Annotated in this window: 13 protein-coding genes; 5 read left to right on the top strand and 8 right to left on the bottom strand. The window is 38.3% G+C overall.

The features are described 5' to 3' along the window. Window positions 1-113 precede the first annotated feature (113 nt). The gene (gene chrA / locus F959_RS06175; protein WP_004878412.1) at window positions 114-1,457 is read left to right on the top strand and encodes a chromate efflux transporter; all 1,344 of its coding nucleotides are present in this window, start codon (window positions 114-116) and stop codon (window positions 1,455-1,457) included. Window positions 1,458-1,512: 55 nt separating this feature from the next. On the opposite strand, the gene dmeF is transcribed toward chrA, so the two are convergent. After that, window positions 1,513-2,454 (bottom strand): CDF family Co(II)/Ni(II) efflux transporter DmeF, encoded by a 942-nt coding sequence (gene dmeF / locus F959_RS06170; RefSeq protein WP_004878411.1) that lies wholly within the window; start codon window positions 2,452-2,454, stop codon window positions 1,513-1,515. 57 nt (window positions 2,455-2,511) lie between these two features. Between dmeF and F959_RS06165 the strand changes: the two genes are divergently transcribed. Then, entirely contained in the window at window positions 2,512-2,778 is a 267-nt protein-coding gene (locus F959_RS06165) for a metal/formaldehyde-sensitive transcriptional repressor (RefSeq protein ID WP_004878410.1), read from the top strand. Here F959_RS06165 and F959_RS06160 read toward each other — a convergent pair. From F959_RS06160 to modA, 3 genes are read right to left on the bottom strand one after another with little or no spacing between them, the layout of a single operon-like run. Beyond that, complete coding sequence (locus F959_RS06160; RefSeq protein ID WP_004878409.1) at window positions 2,773-3,390, bottom strand: ATP-binding cassette domain-containing protein; 618 nt, start codon at window positions 3,388-3,390, stop codon at window positions 2,773-2,775. The two genes, F959_RS06165 and F959_RS06160, sit on opposite strands and share 6 nt — an antisense overlap. Beyond that, complete coding sequence (gene modB / locus F959_RS06155; protein WP_004878408.1) at window positions 3,387-4,079, bottom strand: molybdate ABC transporter permease subunit; 693 nt, start codon at window positions 4,077-4,079, stop codon at window positions 3,387-3,389. Before modB ends, F959_RS06160 begins: the two co-directional genes overlap by 4 nt. Window positions 4,080-4,086: 7 nt before the next feature. Continuing rightward, complete coding sequence (modA, locus tag F959_RS06150; protein ID WP_227499184.1) at window positions 4,087-4,818, bottom strand: molybdate ABC transporter substrate-binding protein; 732 nt, start codon at window positions 4,816-4,818, stop codon at window positions 4,087-4,089. Window positions 4,819-4,965: 147 nt separating this feature from the next. On the opposite strand from modA, the gene F959_RS06145 reads away from it, so the two are divergent. After that, entirely contained in the window at window positions 4,966-5,898 is a 933-nt protein-coding gene (locus F959_RS06145) for an IS5 family transposase (protein ID WP_004878326.1), read from the top strand. A gap of 65 nt (window positions 5,899-5,963) precedes the next feature. Here the strand turns inward: F959_RS06145 and F959_RS06140 are convergent, their stop codons facing one another. Beyond that, the gene (locus tag F959_RS06140; protein ID WP_004878406.1) at window positions 5,964-6,335 is read right to left on the bottom strand and encodes an Mpo1-like protein; all 372 of its coding nucleotides are present in this window, start codon (window positions 6,333-6,335) and stop codon (window positions 5,964-5,966) included. A gap of 177 nt (window positions 6,336-6,512) precedes the next feature. On the opposite strand from F959_RS06140, the gene F959_RS06135 reads away from it, so the two are divergent. Further along, on the top strand, window positions 6,513-7,958 hold the full coding sequence (locus F959_RS06135; RefSeq protein ID WP_004878405.1) for a CYTH and CHAD domain-containing protein: 1,446 nt from the start codon (window positions 6,513-6,515) through the stop codon (window positions 7,956-7,958). A 348-nt stretch (window positions 7,959-8,306) separates the two neighbouring features. Here F959_RS06135 and F959_RS06130 read toward each other — a convergent pair whose 3' ends face one another. After that, window positions 8,307-8,939, bottom strand: a complete 633-nt coding sequence (locus F959_RS06130; protein ID WP_029424852.1) for a hypothetical protein — start codon at window positions 8,937-8,939, stop codon at window positions 8,307-8,309. A 104-nt stretch (window positions 8,940-9,043) separates the two neighbouring features. Between F959_RS06130 and F959_RS06125 the strand changes: the two genes are divergently transcribed. Next, window positions 9,044-9,427, top strand: a complete 384-nt coding sequence (locus F959_RS06125; RefSeq protein ID WP_004878403.1) for a DUF3144 domain-containing protein — start codon at window positions 9,044-9,046, stop codon at window positions 9,425-9,427. Window positions 9,428-9,501: 74 nt separating this feature from the next. Here F959_RS06125 and F959_RS06120 read toward each other — a convergent pair whose 3' ends face one another. Next, window positions 9,502-10,467 (bottom strand): calcium/sodium antiporter, encoded by a 966-nt coding sequence (locus tag F959_RS06120; protein WP_004878402.1) that lies wholly within the window; start codon window positions 10,465-10,467, stop codon window positions 9,502-9,504. A 139-nt stretch (window positions 10,468-10,606) separates the two neighbouring features. Further along, window positions 10,607-13,375: a M16 family metallopeptidase gene (locus tag F959_RS06115; RefSeq protein WP_004878401.1), complete on the bottom strand. Its 2,769-nt coding sequence runs from the start codon at window positions 13,373-13,375 to the stop codon at window positions 10,607-10,609. Window positions 13,376-13,485: the final 110 nt, after the last annotated feature.

The raw sequence follows: 13,485 nt of genomic DNA, 5'->3' as shown, positions 1-13,485 counted from the left end.
AGTGACTTTAACAATTCATCATTCTGAATTATTCAATCACTAAAATGTCCTATCTGACTTAGGTGATTTATTTCAATGACCTAATAAGTAAAAGAATATATTGAGAAATCTGAATGCAGCAGTCCAACGATGTTTCAATCCAGCCAGCAATTCCATTTTGGCAAGCTTTTTGGTTTTGGCTAAAACTAGGTTTTATCAGTTTTGGTGGACCAGCGGGTCAAATCGCAGTGATGCATCACGAGCTAGTTGAACAAAAACGCTGGATTTCAGAACGAAGATTTTTACATGCACTCAACTATTGCATGCTATTACCCGGCCCTGAAGCACAACAATTAGCGACCTATATGGGCTGGCTGATGCACCGAACTGCTGGTGGATTGATCGCGGGCATACTGTTTATTTTACCCTCTCTCTTTCTACTGATTTTATTGTCATGGATTTATATTCAATTTGGTGATGTTCCAATTATTGCGGGGCTTTTTTATGGGATCAAACCCGCAGTAACAGCCATCGTATTTCATGCAACGTATCGTATTGGCCATCGAACTTTAAAAAATCACCTTTTATGGTTAATTGCAGTCGCAGCATTTATTGCCATCTTTGTATTTAGTCTTCCTTTTCCACTCATAATTTTTTGTGCGGCAGCATCGGGATATGTATTCAGTAAATATTATCCTCGGTTATTTAATCAACAAAATACTCAACAGCATCAGCAAAAGAATTACGGCACTGCACACATTGATGATGATACTCCTTTACCCCAACATGCGATCTTTAGTTGGTCTCGACTCGGGAAAATTTTAATAATTGCCGCTATTTTATGGTGTTTGCCGATACTTATTTTGAGCTTCAGCTTAGGTTGGCAACATACCTACACTCAAATGGCATGGTTTTTCAGCAAAGCTGCTTTACTGACCTTTGGTGGCGCGTATGCTGTGTTACCGTATGTTTATCAAGGTGCAGTTGATCATTATGCATGGCTCAATCCAACGCAAATGATTGATGGTCTTGCATTAGGTGAAAGCACACCAGGCCCATTAATCATGATCGTTGCTTTTGTCGGTTTTGTGGGTGCTTTTAATCAAGTTTTATTCGGTGTAGAGCATCTCTTTATTGCTGGTGTTGTAGGAGCAATCATCGTTACGTGGTTTACTTTTCTTTTTTCTTTTGTATTTATTTTAGCTGGTGCTCCAATTATCGAATCCACCCACAATGAATTGAAATTTACAGCACCTTTAACTGCCATTACAGCAGCAGTCGTCGGTGTCATATTAAATTTGGCATTATTTTTTAGTTATCATGTACTTTGGCCAAATGGCTTTGAACAAGCTTTTGATTATAGTGCAGCACTCATCACCATTGCCGCATTGATCGCTTTATTTAAATTTCAAATCAACGTCCTGTACGTGATTTTTGTCTCAGCGCTTTGTGGTTTAGCCGTATATTTACTTATCTAAAAAAATCAAACCACACTAGAGCAAAGGAGAATTCAGCTTTAGTGTGGTTTATCGATTAGATGTGATGAATCTCAATGGAGGCATGTACAATTTCTTCGTGAATCGATAATTCAGCTTTGATTTGATCAGGGTTTAAATCAGCACTTGTCGTCTCTAAACCGAGAATACAAGAAAATTTACCCTTGCCCACTTTCCACACATGCAGATCAGTAATTTCAACATCCTTAAACGTTGCAATCAGCTCTCGAATTTCTGCGACCACAGGATGCTCCATTTCAGCATCTAATAGCGTCTTCCCTGTTTCCTGAATCAATCCCCAAGACCACTTTGCGACCAACAATGCTCCAACAAGTCCTAATAGTGCATCTAAAAAATTCCAACCAAAATATTTAGCTGCAAATAAAGCAATAATCGCAAAAACTGAAGTTACGGCATCAGCAACTACATGTAAAAAAGCCGCTTTTTGATTTAAATCATGATGATGATCATGTGAATGGTGATGGTGTGAATGTCCATGATGATGATCATGATGGTGGTGATCATGTCCACCTTCATGTAGTAACCAAGCACAAACTAAATTAATCACTAGCCCAACAATCGCAATCGGAATTGCTTCATTAAAATGAATCGTAACAGGATTAAATAAGCGCTCAAGTGATTGAATACCCATCATTAAAGCAACAACCATCAATAAGATTGCACTGCTATAACCAGCTAAGACTTCAATTTTCCATGTACCAAAACTAAATCGTGGATCATGCGCATAATGACGTGCCATTCGGTAAGCAAAATAAGCTAAACCTAAAGCCAACATATGAGAGCTCATATGCCAACCATCAGCCAATAACGCCATTGAATTAAAAATCCAACCGCCCGCTATTTCTAAAACCATCATGATTGCAGTCAAAATTGTTGCAATTAAAATACGCTTTTGCGCTAGAGGATTGCCTTGATCAAACTGATGTGAATGACGTCTTTCTAGGTTACTATGCTGCATTTGTTTTAGCTTTAAAATATACTCCCCTACAGTATATATTTTTTTTGGAAAAAAAGTATGTCTCATCTCCATCATGACAAGAAAATTTTAAATCGGGTTAAACGAATCCAAGGACAAGTTGCGGCTGTTGAAAAATCCATACTCAACCCAGAAAGCTCATGTATTGAAGTTTTACAACAAGTTGCCGCAGTCAAAGGTGCGGTAAATGGTTTAATGAATCAGCTCATAGAGCAACATTTAAAACAACATGTGCTGAAAGATGCAGATCATGTAAATGATGAGGAAATGCAGAAGTTTTTAGCTTTGTTACAACGCTACTTATAAATACCAAATGTCTTCGGTCAGTTGTTCAAGCTCTGATTTGTCATGGCTGACATAAAGCATAGGAATCTTTAATTCATTTTTAACCATTTGAAAAAAAGGAATAATTTCAGCTTTATGATCAGCATCAAGCGCAGACAACGGTTCATCCATTAACAATAAATGAGGTGAATATAACAACGCACGTCCTAATGCAACACGTTGTTTTTCTCCACCAGAAAGCTTGATCGGCATACGCTCCGTCAGATGTCCTAATTTAAGCAATTCCACCATATAGTCGAGTTCAAACTGACGTTGATTTGGTCGAATATGCTTAAAACCAAACAACAGATTTTGCATTACATTCTTATGAGGAAATAACTGCGCATCCTGAAAAACTAAGCCAACACGGCGTTGTTGCGTACTCAGATTTATTTTATGCTGATGATCGAACCAAGTCTGACCCTGAACTTTTATCCACCCTGATTGAGGCGTAATCAAACCCGCGATGCTATGAAGAATTGTTGTCTTGCCCGAACCCGATGCACCAAATAGACCAACTACAGCATGTGCAGAACTAAAAGCTTGATCAAGGTGAAACTGCCCTTGCTGGATCGAGATATGACAATCAATCATGATGAAAAACCACGTTTATTTCTTTGATAACGGTTGAACCATTGAGCAAACCATAATGCAAAGAATGCAACCGACAATGAAATCATAATCAATCGCCAAACAGCCGTCTCAGTATCTGGTTGTTGCATCAAACTATACATCGCCAGAGGCAAAGTTCGGGTTTCACCTGCAACATTACCTACAAAACTGATGGTCGCGCCAAACTCACCTAAGCTACGACAAAAGCAGAGAATTCCACCCACTAAAATTCCACTACTAGCTAAAGGTAAAGTCACTTGCATGAATGCACCAAGGGAAGAAGCCCCCAAGGTTTTGGCAGCCATCTCTAAACGTTGATCAACCAGCTCTATTGCCAAGCGTACCGATTGGACCAGAAGTGGAAAACCCATAACGGCAGAAGCCAACACAGCTCCTTTCCAATTAAATGCAAACTCCAATCCATAAGGTGCGAGATATTGACCAATTAATCCACGATTTCCAAAAACTTGCAGTAATAAATAACCCGGCACCACTGGAGGTAAAACTAAAGGAAGAAAAATGAATGTTTCGAATAGAGATTTACCAAAAAACTCTTTTCTTGCTAGAACCCAAGCGATGAATACGGCTGGAACCAGACTAAAGATGAGGCAACTTGCAGCCACTTTGCAAGACAGTTTCAGTACTTCTAACTCATCTGGGCTTAATATCATGACTGAATCACTTTAATACGCTAAACCCATACTTTTGAAATATAGTTTTAGCCTGCTGACTTTGTAAAAATTGATAGAACTTTACTGAATCCGCATTCTTTTTAACTAGACCAATCGGGTAAATAATTGGAGGGTGAGTGTCTTCTGGGAAAATACCTGCAATCACAACGTCTTTGCTGATAGCAGCATCTGTTGCATAAACAATTCCAGCTTGGCATTCTCCCCTAGCAACAAAATTTAAAGCCACTCGAACGTCTTCTGTTTCAACAAGCCGAGGTTTTATCGTTTCCCACCATCCGAGTGAGTTTAAAGCTTGCTTGGCGTATTTTCCGACTGGAACACTATTGGTATCCCCTGTGCATACCTTACCTTGTAGTACCTTACTTGGATCGAACCCTTTAACCATTTTAAGTTTTAGAGGATGATCTTTAGGGGTTATCAGCACAAGGCGATTCCCTAATAAATTAATACGATCTTTGGCGTTAATGATTTGTTTATTCTGTAAGTAATCCATCCATTGTATGTCTGCCGACATAAATACATCAGCTGGAGCACCTGCCTCAATTTGCTTCGCTAATGTTGAAGACCCAGCATAGGAGGTTTTCACTTGCATCTTATAATTTTTTTCATACAACACATCTAATTCATTTACTGCATTGGTTAAGCTGGCAGCAGCGTAAATGGTTACTGAATCAGCTGCATAGATTTGAGAGCTTATTAATAAACTTCCAAAAATCATCCCTATCGTATGTTTCTTATGTCTTTTGATCAGCATTTTCTATCCTCATATTTCGATATATTTCTAAAAACATATCGCTTGATAAAGATACACGGCTTTGTTGCATAAACCTAGCCACGAAGATTTATTCAGCCATATAATTTCAAAATGAATAAACCTGCCCCTAGAACCTATCGCACAACCAATTGGCCTTCCTATAATCGAGCCCTCATTAACCGAGGTAATATTTCCATTTGGTTTGATCCAAAGACTCAGTGGTATGCACAACCACAAGGCAAGCAAGGTCGAAATCAAACTTACTCAGACATAGCTATTCAATGCTGTTTAATGATCAAATCTCTATTTAGACTCTCTTTACGCATGGTTACAGGTTTTGTTCAGAGCCTGATTAAACTTTGTGGATTAGATTGGACAGCACCAGATTATTCGACCATATGCAGAAGACAAAAGCATATTGATATTGTGATTAGCTATCAAAAAAGCAGCGATGAACTACATCTGCTCGTGGACTCTACTGGTTTAAAGTTTCTAGGTGAAGGTGAATGGAAACGCAAGAAACATGGATCTGAATATCGTCGCCAATGGCATAAGCTTCATATTGCTATAGATGCTGAAACCCTTCAAATACGTGCAGTACAACTCACCACAAATAATGTCAGCGATTCACAGGTACTTAGTGATTTACTTGATCAGATTCCATTGGATGAGCAAATAGACTCTGTTTATACCGATGGAGCTTATGACACAAAAAGATGCCGTCAAGTCATTGCAGATCGACAAGCGCATGCAGTGATTCCTCCTAGAAAAAATGCAAGACCTTGGAAAGATACAAAATCACATTCTCAGGAGCGAAATGAATTACTTCGAACAGTTAAACGTTTAGGCAGAACACTATGGAAAAAATGGTCAGGCTATCATCGGCGAAGTTTGGTGGAAACCAAGATGCATTGCATCAAATTATTAGGGGATAAACTCAGCGCTAAAAATTTTAACAATCAAGTCAACGAGATTCATGCACGTGTGGCAGTCTTAAATAAATTTACAGAATTAGGTCAACCTCATACCCAAGTTGCCACTTAAATTTGGATCACTTAGGGGCAGCTGTGCATTTCAAGCCTTTGTGCAACAAAGCCTTACAAAGATAATTAGCTATCAATCTTATCAAACTGACGATCAACCAGACTCAATCGACCACGTACAACATCTGACAACATACGCCAATCTGAAATAAAACTATATAAAGGTTGCTTGAAACTTGCTGGCTTATTATGTTCAAAGAAGAAATGCCCCACCCATGCACAAGCGTAACCAGATAATAAACCATAAGCCAAATATTTTGCCTTGCGTTGGCGGATTGCTTTACTCCAGAAATACAAACCGATCGAACTGCCTACCACATGCAAACGGCGGCTCGTAATATTTCGATGCTCAGTTAAATAAAAACGGTAAAACTCATTGTAGTTTTTAATAGGCAAAGAGAATTCCACTGGCTGAGGTAAATTTGCTGGCGCATTCATTTTATGATCATCCTAATCTTCTAAGGCTTAGCACACGTTAATGCATTTTTTGTTCAAAATAAAGTCATTGCATACCATCCTTTTCCAACTTAAAACAACTTTACAATGATTGTTAAGATCAACAGGTTATACTCATTTTTATATTTATCAGTCTCATTGATCAGGAGTCATTACATCATGGAAATAGAGTTAAAATTTCAACTTCCTGAATCTAAGAAAAAAAATGTCTTACAAACTTTAAATAAGCAAAAAGCACAGAAAATTCGTTTACAAGCTAAGTATTACGATACAGCAGACCGCCTACTTGCGAAAAACTACGTTGCGATTCGTCTACGTCAAGAAGGTGAACATTGGGTACAGACATTTAAAGCGGCGAGCAAAAATCATTTACAGCGTATCGAAGAAGATATTTTCTTGGGTAAATGCGCAGAAGAACCTGAACTCGATCTATCTCTTTATAAACATAACCAAACTGTTCAAAGTGTCCTACGTGATATTTTGGGTAATAATGCTCCAGAATTAATCTTGCAGTTTCAAACTGATGTACAAAGAAGCTTTCATGTATTTGAATTTGAAAACTCAAAAATAGAAGTCTGCTTAGATGACGGAGAAATCCGTACACCTACCGATCAAGCAAAAATCTGTGAGGTAGAATTTGAACTGAAACAAGGTTCTGCTCAAGATTTAATTCTTTTCTCTAAAACTTGGGTAGAAAAATATCAGTTATGGCTCGATGTAAGAAGCAAAGCAGAACGCGGTAATTTATTGGCTATTGGCAAAAAAGTTTCTCCTGCCACCAAAGCTAAATCGTTAAATTTAGAATCAAATGCCAGTGCCGAACAAGCAATAAAACAGATTGTTGAAAATACCTTGAACCATATTCTGCCTAATACAGCTGCGATTGCAGATGGTGTAGCAGAAGCCCCTCATGTTCATCAAGCGCGTGTTGGATTACGCCGTTTGCGTTCAGCTTTGAAACATTTTTCCAATTGGTCGACACAAATTGATCCAACATGGGAAAGCCAATTAGCTGAAATTTTTCAAGCTCTAGGACAATCTCGTGATTTTGATGCAATCAAAGACGCTGTCATCCCTTTGGTTCAACAGGTGTCTCATTTTGAATTTGGGCTGATCACTAATCAGCCAAATAACATTGCCCAACAGTTTAGTCATCCCAAAACAACGCAGTTATTTTTATCACTATTAAACTTTGTGTATAGTGAAAATGAACATAAAGCCAAACTATCTAAACAGGCGGCAAAAAGCTTATCTCAATTGTACGCCAAAATTCTAAAAGACTCGGCTCAGTTTCTGGATCTTCCTGTTGAGCAGCAACACCGTACTCGCAAACGTGTTAAACAATTGCGTTACTGCATCGACTTTATTGCAGGTCTTTATCCTGAGAAAAATATCCAACCGTTTTTAGATAAACTTGAACCGATTCAGGAATATTTAGGTTTTTATAATGATCTTTATGTTGCTGAAAAAATCTTTGAGCAACAGGCAGTAGGACAACCAAAATTTCTATTTGCATTAGGTTGGGTCAAAGCGCAACAACCGCATGTTGCAAAGAAAGCAGATAAAAAGCTGAAAACTCTATCTATTCAAGACGCTTTTTGGTAATAAATTTTCATTTTCTAAGTTTATTTCATATCGGAGTCATGCCGACTTTTCATTCAATTTCAGAAGATACCTTCGGAGACCTACCTTGCGAAACGTTGTTTCTCATTTCGGGAAAAGTAGGTAAAACCTGAGTTGCGGTTATAGCAACGTAAGATCTACAAAACCTGAGGTACGAATAGCAAAGATTAATAATCTTTGCCGTACCGCAAGGTGAAAGCTTGCTTGAGCATGAACTACGCACTTCGTTTGTCTTGCGCTGTGCCAAAGCTTTAATCGCTTTGGCTTGCTCAGGTTGTAGATGACGCTCCCGACACTCATATTTGCGAGTAAAATACTCAATTAAATCATTTACCGATACTTTCCAAAAATTTTCCAAATCCCATTATCTGCAATCGGATCACTATAACTATCATTACGTTGCTTACGTGGCTTATCCCGTGCATCTACTAATTTAAAATGTGGCTCAACACTCAGAATCACGCCATTCATATAAAAACGTGTTCGTGTATATTCACTTTGTCCATGCTGAAACACATAAGTTCTTAAATCAATAAATTCACGATGGGCGACTAAAGCTGCCGTGTCATCACTTCCCAACCATTCCTGCATCGCAAAGATTTGATCCGTGTCAAACTGCCCGCATTTCTCCACCAAAGCAGCCACACCACGAAAGGTCTTTGACTCTTTAGCTCTCGTTTTATTAATACGAATTCGATCTACATGAAAGAAGAATAAAGGCAAATTCAAATGGCTTGGTAGATGAATCGCTTTCACAGCTTCATCTTCCATAAATGGCTGACACAACTGCTGTGCTCTTTCGATCAAAGGCTGCCATTGACGATAATATTCTTCAACTTCTTCTTTCAATCCATAATAAATTGGCAAACCTTCGACATGCTGCAAGTATTGTGGTGGATAAATATGTTGACGAAGTAAGGCAATATCTGTTTTTAGACTTTGAATGGCGATCGCATCTTGCATCATCTTGATCCGAATTGCTTAGGCTATTTTAGATTAAGGCAAAGGTTTAGTTTCGACAAGGCTTTGTCTATAATAATGTGTCTTATTTGTTGTTTGGAATTACCATGTCTCAAAAAATTAATGCCACTGATGTAACGGAAGAAGAAGCTTTAAATGCGGTGTTTTTTGAGCGTGCGGATGAGTTTATCAAGCAAGCAAATGATTTCTGTCGCCCACCGAAAGGTCAACAAGCAAAGCCAGAAGAATTACGTGGTCAAGTTAGCGCGGCTATGTTATTCGCCACTGCTCGTTTTAATACGTGGGTTGCTGCCAATAACTTTAAAGATGGCGAAGAAATGCGTGAAGCGAAAGAACAAGTGATGTCTTATTTACTCCAACAATTCCAAATGATGTTAGAAGATAATTTTGATGAATATTGCGAACAATTTGAAAACTATCTTCGCTTCCGTAAAAACGAAGACTTCCACGCACATAAGCATGATCACTAATTCGAATATTCGGGAATGACTATTTCATTCCTCAATAAGAAAAAGGCATTGAATATTTCAATGCCTTTTTTCATTTAAAATGCAGTATTAATCAAATAACAAGTGTATGCAACAAAACTAACTAGCCAGATACTACCTTTAACGCGTCCAATCCGTCCTTGCCCTTTAAAGCTCAACGTGAAAAGTAACAAGCTCAATGTCAGTGTGCCCATGACAACCATATCGCGCTGTAAGACTTCTGGTGGCACTATCGTAGGATGAATTACGCCAGCAAGCCCAACCACAGCAAGTGTATTAAACATATTTGAGCCGATCACATTGCCAATCGCAATATCAAGCTCTCCTTTTCGGGCCGCTGCAATAGAAGATGCCAACTCAGGTAAGGATGTACCAACAGCAACAACGGTTAAGCCAATAATCAGCTCGCTCACACCAAAAGCTTGAGCGATTTCCACGGCTCCCCAAACCAATAGTCGCGAACTAATCACTAAGACAATCAGACCAAAAATCAACTGAAATATTGATGTTTTTAAAGGAACTTCTTTCTCTTGTAATTGGTGATCAAACTCATGACTTAATACATCACTTTGGTTTCTCATTCCTTGCCAAATCGTCCAGCCCATATATAGAACAAGCATCAACAGCATAATAATGGCATCATTTCGACTAAGCACACCATCAAAGATCTGGAAAATACAAATACCTGTCACAAGCAATAACAGAGGAAGTTCTTTACGCACGACAGCGGAATGCACCATGATCGGTTGAATTAGAACAGTAACACCAAGTATTAATGCAATATTTGCGATATTGGAGCCATAAGCATTGCCTAATGCCAGTCCTGGATTGCCATCTATCGCAGCCATCACAGAAACAACAATTTCAGGTGCAGACGTCCCGAAACCAACAATCACCATACCAACCAATAATGGTGGCATACCAAAATGACTTGCCGTTGCTGAAGCGCCATCAATAAACTTGTCTGCGCTCCAAACTAATAATACCAATCCGAGAATGACCGCGATCACAGCCCAAAGCATGATTTGTTCCTCTATTTATAATGATCAACATCATAACAATTGATTGTACGCATAATAAAATGCAAGCAGAAAGAAATGATCTATCTACTTGCATCTAAGTAAGGTTGCGGGCTAAAGCTAACCCACTATATTCAATAAATTATTGAGAGTTTTGAGCCTGTCCATATTGATCAGCCATCACCTCAACGAAATGATCTAACTTGATGTATTTTTTAATCACCGCATCTACATCTGCTTTGGTTAATTTAGCAAGTGCTTGATCTCGAGTAGCACGATCAAGTAGCGTTTTATTACGCTCTAATTGACCAGTGAGCATCCCATGAATATTTCGTTCATCTTCCAAAGAAGTCACACGTTTTTTCATGATGTCTGCTTTTGCAGCTTCGACTTCTTGTTCAGTCACACCTTTACTCAAAAGCTCATTCAACACTTTATGTACAGATTGAGAAACTTGATCAGAACGACCAGAAGTATAGTTTGCCGTAATACTTAGCGTACCATCATTCACATCTGGATCTAAGTCTAAGCCGCTACCAAAACCGTAAACTAATGCATTCTTCTCACGTAACTCTTGCGCTAAACGAGAAGACAATTGCGAATTACCTAGAATATGGCTGAGTACGATCAATGCTGGTGCATCTTGATGATATGAACCTACAGGAAGTGCCAAAATACTTTGATAACTACCAAACTCACGCTGTTCAGAAAGTGCATGAACTTTCTGTGCTTTATAGACGGTATATTGCCCAGTTACCTTTTCATAAGGTTGTTTTGATTTCCAAGAACCAAAAGCTTTCTGCAACGTTTTTTGCATTTTCTTCGCATCAAAATCACCTGTCACAGCAATCTGAGCATGATCAGTAACAAAGAACTGATCATAGAATTGTTTCACTTGAGCTTGAGTCGAATTACTGATTTCTTTTTTCGCAAGTTCAGGTTCAAAGTGATAACGTAAATCGCCCGGCTGATAAATCTCTAGAATTTTAGAGAGTGTCATTGAAGCTACTACCGCAGGTTCAGTATATGGTCGATCTAAAACAGACAAGCTTTGATTTTTTGCTAGGTCAAATTCCGTTTGCGAGAATTTTGGTTGCTTAATGACATCAATAATGAAGTTTAAGAAATCCTCAAATTTATCTTTCTTCGCTTGAACAACGATCGTAAAACCATTGCCGTTTGAACTGACTGATGCACCACCACTTGCAGCAATGGCTTTATCAGTAATTTCCTGCAAGGTATGCTTCTCAGAACCACGCAGCATTAAATAGCTGGTTAAATCTAAAGTAACACCTTTGCCAAACAATGATTTTTCGTTACCGAAATCTAAGCTAATCGTCGCATAGGTTTTATCATCACGAGTCGATGTTGGGAACAAAGCATAACGAATCCCATTTTTTAACTCACCGCGTTTGATCTTCTGCTCATTCTTTTGCAATTCTTGTGCAGACTGGGCTACAAACTGAGCAACCTCTTGTTTATAAACGCTTGGATCTTTCATTGGTTCAGGCTTTTCAGCAGTTTGATCCAAAGTTTTTGGTTTATCCTCTGCTTTTAAAGTCATCGCTTTCTTTTGATCTTCAGGCGTAGGTAATATGTCGCCTGAAATACGATGTGATGACACTAAAAACTGTTTTAGTGTTTTATTCGCATCATCAAGTTTTAAATCTTGAACTGCTTGTAAATCTTTAAAATATTGATCCCATTGACCATGAGATGAAATAGCATAATCACTTAAACGAGAACCTAAAGCCACCGCATCATTCATAATAGTATCAGCAGAGTTTTGGGTAATATTTTTAATACGTTGCAATTCAGCTTCAGTAAATGGTTGGCTATTTTCAACCCCGACCTTTAGAGATTCATCAACCTTTTTAGCATCATGATTTGGTGCGTAAATTGCCCCCATAAACACAACATTAAAATCTTGATCTAGCCATGTTGTCGATTGCACAGCTGTGCTTATACCCGTTTCAACCATACTCTTATACAGCACTCCACTTGGTTGCATTGTATATAGTGCAGGTGCGAGGGCTAAAGTTGGTTGTAATGCTGTATTTTTTCCATTCATGTAAATATGGAATTTGGCTAAGTCACTGCCCTTTTGAACGGTAAACTGACGTTGTTCAATTTTACTTGAATCTAAGACTGGCACTTGCACTGGTGCAGGTACAGGACGAGCAGCAATCGGACTGAAGTATTGGTCGATTTTGCTTAAAACTTCAGCCTTATCAAATTTTCCTGAAATCACCATCACTGCATTATTTGGTGCATACCATGTTCTATAAAACTGATTCAGCTCATTCATTTTTATAGATTTTAACTCTGGTAAATCACCAATCGGCAAACGACCTAAATATTGATTGCCATAAGCGGCTTTCCACATCTGATCTAATAAAACAGCAAAAGGTTGATCCATACGGATTTCACGTTCACGTTTTACGATTTCAATTTCAGAAGGAACGAACTTTTCTTGCAACACCAATTTATCCATACGCTCAGACTCAAGGTATAGAATTTCATTCAATGCATTTTTTTCAGGGCGAACAATATTTAAGTACTTAGTCGAATAATAATCCGTACTGGCATTGGTCATTAATGTGTATTGATCTAAACGGCGCTGGAACTCTTCACCTTTAACATTTTGTGTGCCTTTAAATGCCAAATGTTCAAGTAAATGAGCCAGACCACCTTTACCTTTTGGATCATTTAATGAGCCTGTTAAATAAACGGTATTTACATAAACTTTATTTTCTTTATCGTTTGGCGCAAGAATAACTCTAAAACCATTATCTAATTTATATTCCTCAATATTTTTTTCACTTTTTACGAGCACCGTCTGAGACCAAGACGCTGCACTCAACCCGATTAAACAAAGAGAGAAAGTAAGCTGCTTAAACCGCATTAACATAGATTATCCAATTATTTTTGGTGATTTAAATAAAAATGACAGACTATAGTAGAGAATGATTCGCATCTTTAATAGTTATGTTTTGAAAAAAGCTGCTTATTTAAACAGCT

Source organism: Acinetobacter venetianus RAG-1 = CIP 110063 (assembly GCF_000368585.1).
Taxonomy (GTDB): Bacteria; Pseudomonadota; Gammaproteobacteria; order Pseudomonadales; family Moraxellaceae; genus Acinetobacter; species Acinetobacter venetianus.
Note: the sequence above shows the minus strand (reverse complement) of the source record. Positions and strands in the feature narration are given on the sequence as shown.

Excerpts from the sequence above, each read along its gene's own strand:
- chrA (WP_004878412.1), top strand. The coding sequence starts at position 114 with ATGCAGCAGTCCAACGATGTTTCAATCCAGCCAGCAATTCCATTTTGG.
- dmeF (WP_004878411.1), bottom strand. The coding sequence starts at position 2,454 with ATGCAGCATAGTAACCTAGAAAGACGTCATTCACATCAGTTTGATCAA.
- F959_RS06165 (WP_004878410.1), top strand. The coding sequence starts at position 2,512 with ATGTCTCATCTCCATCATGACAAGAAAATTTTAAATCGGGTTAAACGA.
- F959_RS06160 (WP_004878409.1), bottom strand. The coding sequence starts at position 3,390 with ATGATTGATTGTCATATCTCGATCCAGCAAGGGCAGTTTCACCTTGAT.
- modB (WP_004878408.1), bottom strand. The coding sequence starts at position 4,079 with ATGATATTAAGCCCAGATGAGTTAGAAGTACTGAAACTGTCTTGCAAA.
- modA (WP_227499184.1), bottom strand. The coding sequence starts at position 4,818 with ATGATTTTTGGAAGTTTATTAATAAGCTCTCAAATCTATGCAGCTGAT.
- F959_RS06145 (WP_004878326.1), top strand. The coding sequence starts at position 4,966 with ATGAATAAACCTGCCCCTAGAACCTATCGCACAACCAATTGGCCTTCC.
- F959_RS06140 (WP_004878406.1), bottom strand. The coding sequence starts at position 6,335 with ATGAATGCGCCAGCAAATTTACCTCAGCCAGTGGAATTCTCTTTGCCT.
- F959_RS06135 (WP_004878405.1), top strand. The coding sequence starts at position 6,513 with ATGGAAATAGAGTTAAAATTTCAACTTCCTGAATCTAAGAAAAAAAAT.
- F959_RS06130 (WP_029424852.1), bottom strand. The coding sequence starts at position 8,939 with ATGCAAGATGCGATCGCCATTCAAAGTCTAAAAACAGATATTGCCTTA.
- F959_RS06125 (WP_004878403.1), top strand. The coding sequence starts at position 9,044 with ATGTCTCAAAAAATTAATGCCACTGATGTAACGGAAGAAGAAGCTTTA.
- F959_RS06120 (WP_004878402.1), bottom strand. The coding sequence starts at position 10,467 with ATGCTTTGGGCTGTGATCGCGGTCATTCTCGGATTGGTATTATTAGTT.
- F959_RS06115 (WP_004878401.1), bottom strand. The coding sequence starts at position 13,375 with ATGTTAATGCGGTTTAAGCAGCTTACTTTCTCTCTTTGTTTAATCGGG.